Below are 2,609 nucleotides of genomic sequence, written 5' to 3' on the forward strand. Positions count from 1 at the left end.
CCGCTGGCTCAATGCCCTCACCGGGGCCACCATTCCCCTACTCCTAGGGGCGATCGCCTATCTATTGACCCAACGACGCTTGGTGACATTGTTGACCATGGGGCTAGTGGCCTTAGATGGATTGTTTTTGGTGGAATCCCGCTATGCGCTGAATAATATTTACCTGGTTTTTTTTGGGTTACTTGGCCAAGCTCTGGTTTTATGGCATTTGCGTCAGGGCAAACTGTGGCAATTAATTTTGGGGGGCATTAGTTTAGCCTGTGCCGGCAGCGTCAAATGGAACGGTTTTGCTTTCTTGTTGGGTATTTACCTCCTCTGGGCGATCGCCTGGTTCAGAACGGTCTTCAGGCAAGGCTGGGCCGGGCAACAAGTAAATTCACTGGAGCCATTAGATAGCAATGGACAGAATAATCACAACTTTTTTTCCCGTTGGTTGACCATTTCTCCCTTTAAATTCGCCCTTTGGTTGGTGTTTATCCCGGCAATTACCTACAGCGTGATTTGGATTCCCCATTTGTTAATGAATGGCGAATACGCTTCCCTGGAAGGTTTTTGGCGCATTCAAAGGCAAACCTGGCAGTACCATCGCCGGGTGGGCAACAGCCCTGATATTCACCCCTATTGTTCTCCTTGGTATAGCTGGCTGGTGATGGCTAGACCGATCGCCTATTTTTACCAAAAATCCGGTAAATTCGGCTTAATTTACGATGTCCACGCCATGGCTAATCCAATTTTGCTCTGGTTTTCCACGGGGGCCATGGGGCTATTGCTGGGCACTATTGCTTGGCAAAAAATTAGTCAATTTTTCCTTAATCGGACCAATTCCATCAGTGTACCTTTGCGGGGGGTAACCCTTTATATCGTGGTTAACTACGCCGCCAATCTTTTACCTTGGTTGGGTATTAGTCGTTGCACCTTTTTTTATCATTACCTAACCGCCTATGGCTTTAGTATCTTGGCCTTAGCTTTAATTTTGGCCACTTTACTGGACAGCCCCCAACGGAGCCACCGCATCATTGCTTGGACAGTTTTAACCCTAGTGGCGATCGCCTTTTGGTATTGGTCGCCGGTTTTTCTGGGCATGCCCCTGACCCCCAAGGGTTTTGCCCTGCGGATGCTGTTTCCCAGTTGGATTTGAAGCCAAGGTAATCCGTTGAGTTAACCCAGAGTTGAAACATTTCCCTTATCAACTAAATGGGACGATAGACCACCGCATAGTCCCCTTCCCGATTATCCGGCAGCAGGAAACCCTTACGACAAAGAGCATCAATGGTTTCTTTCACCTTTTGGGGATCTTCCCCGGTGGCCACAATGCACTCGCTCACCGTCGCACCGATCGCCTTCGCGGCACAGGTTTTAATAATCAACACATCCAGCCTTTCTGTGGTGACTGGTGATGGGGCAGTAACCATGGGAGATGGAGCGGGGGAGGTAAGGTACTGTTTGTGGTTATAAATGGCGTTGAACTTTCTTTCGTCCATGGTGCCGAGGATAATCACATCCACAAAGCCAAGGATGAAAGGAATGCCCGTCCAAGAAAAAATGAAATAGACGATGCCGGCGAAAATATTGCCTAGGTAAAATTTATGTAAGCCAAAGCCGCCGAAGAAAAGGGCAAAAATTAGGGCAACAAAGCGATTTTTCATAGCGGGTGTGCAAAGGAAACCGGCACCTACTGACGGTACTCGACAACAAAAGCGGAATGGGTCCAAGCCCCCCTATTGTCATAGTAACGGATCAGCCTTTGTCGTTCGTTGGGGCGCACCAACCAGCCGACTTCCCCAAAGAAGGGTTGTCCCAATTGCAGGCGATCGGGAGTGCAAGAGGAAGCACCATCCGGCAGTAGGAGCACGTTGCTGGGGTGGGAGCCCAGAAAAGTGATCTGATTACCGATCACTTTCCCTTGGGTCACCGAGGTTTTTCCTTCCACAGTTATCCGTTGTTCCACCATGTCTCCGGTTTGCTCCAGGGTAATTTCCATCCCACTAACTTCCGGTTCTCGCCAATCGGGGTAACCTGTATAAACCTGGCAGTGCCATGTCCCCAACAATTGCTCCACCGTTAACGCGGGTCTTTCCTTGGCATTACTCCCCCGACGAAATTCCCGGATAAACGTCAAACTGGCTAGGCTCAATTCCTTGTCATACAGTTGGACAAATCTCATCCGGCGATCGCCGTCCACAAAACCAAATTCTGCCCCAAATTCACTGAAGGGAGCCAACTGCCATGGCCCTTTGGAAAAGGCACCGGTGCCAAAAAAGATAATTTGTCGCCCCAGGGAACGGTAATCCTGGCTATAGTCCTGGGTCGGGGGGTCTTGATAATCGGGGTTATCGTAGCGGCGCAGACGAAACTTGACCAACTTGTTATCTTCCAAGCCTTCCAGAGTCAGTATGGAGGGGGTTTGGCCCAACACCTCCCCCTGGGGAGACATGCGAGTAAAACTGCCCTGCCACTCGCCGAGATTTTTGAGAAAGTTTTCCCAGTTAGCCATGGTTATTTGACCCTAATTTTTAGTTCTGATGTTTTTAGAGAATCAATTAAAACCATTCTCCCATTTCCCCTCCCCCCTTCCTCAGTGGCCAAGCTTTTCCAGCAATACTGGTTTA

3 protein-coding genes are annotated in these 2,609 nt (G+C 49.4%); 1 reads left to right on the plus strand and 2 read right to left on the minus strand.

The window, feature by feature from the left end; genetic code table 11:
• The coding region (locus tag IQ219_RS18840; protein ID WP_194073628.1) for a phospholipid carrier-dependent glycosyltransferase at nt 1-1,138 on the plus strand (1,138 nt) is incomplete at its 5' end.
• 52 nt (nt 1,139-1,190) lie between these two features.
• Here IQ219_RS18840 and IQ219_RS18845 read toward each other — a convergent pair.
• Both IQ219_RS18845 and IQ219_RS18850 read right to left on the minus strand, forming a co-directional pair.
• Entirely contained in the window at nt 1,191-1,646 is a 456-nt protein-coding gene (locus IQ219_RS18845) for a TM2 domain-containing protein (RefSeq protein ID WP_190596705.1), read from the minus strand.
• Nucleotides 1,647-1,672: 26 nt separating this feature from the next.
• Nucleotides 1,673-2,494 (minus strand): DUF3598 family protein, encoded by an 822-nt coding sequence (locus IQ219_RS18850; protein WP_228017379.1) that lies wholly within the window; start codon nt 2,492-2,494, stop codon nt 1,673-1,675.
• Nucleotides 2,495-2,609 lie beyond the last annotated feature (115 nt).

It is taken from the genome of Synechocystis sp. LEGE 06083 (assembly GCF_015207725.1).
GTDB classification, from domain to species: domain Bacteria; phylum Cyanobacteriota; class Cyanobacteriia; order Cyanobacteriales; family Microcystaceae; genus Synechocystis; species Synechocystis salina.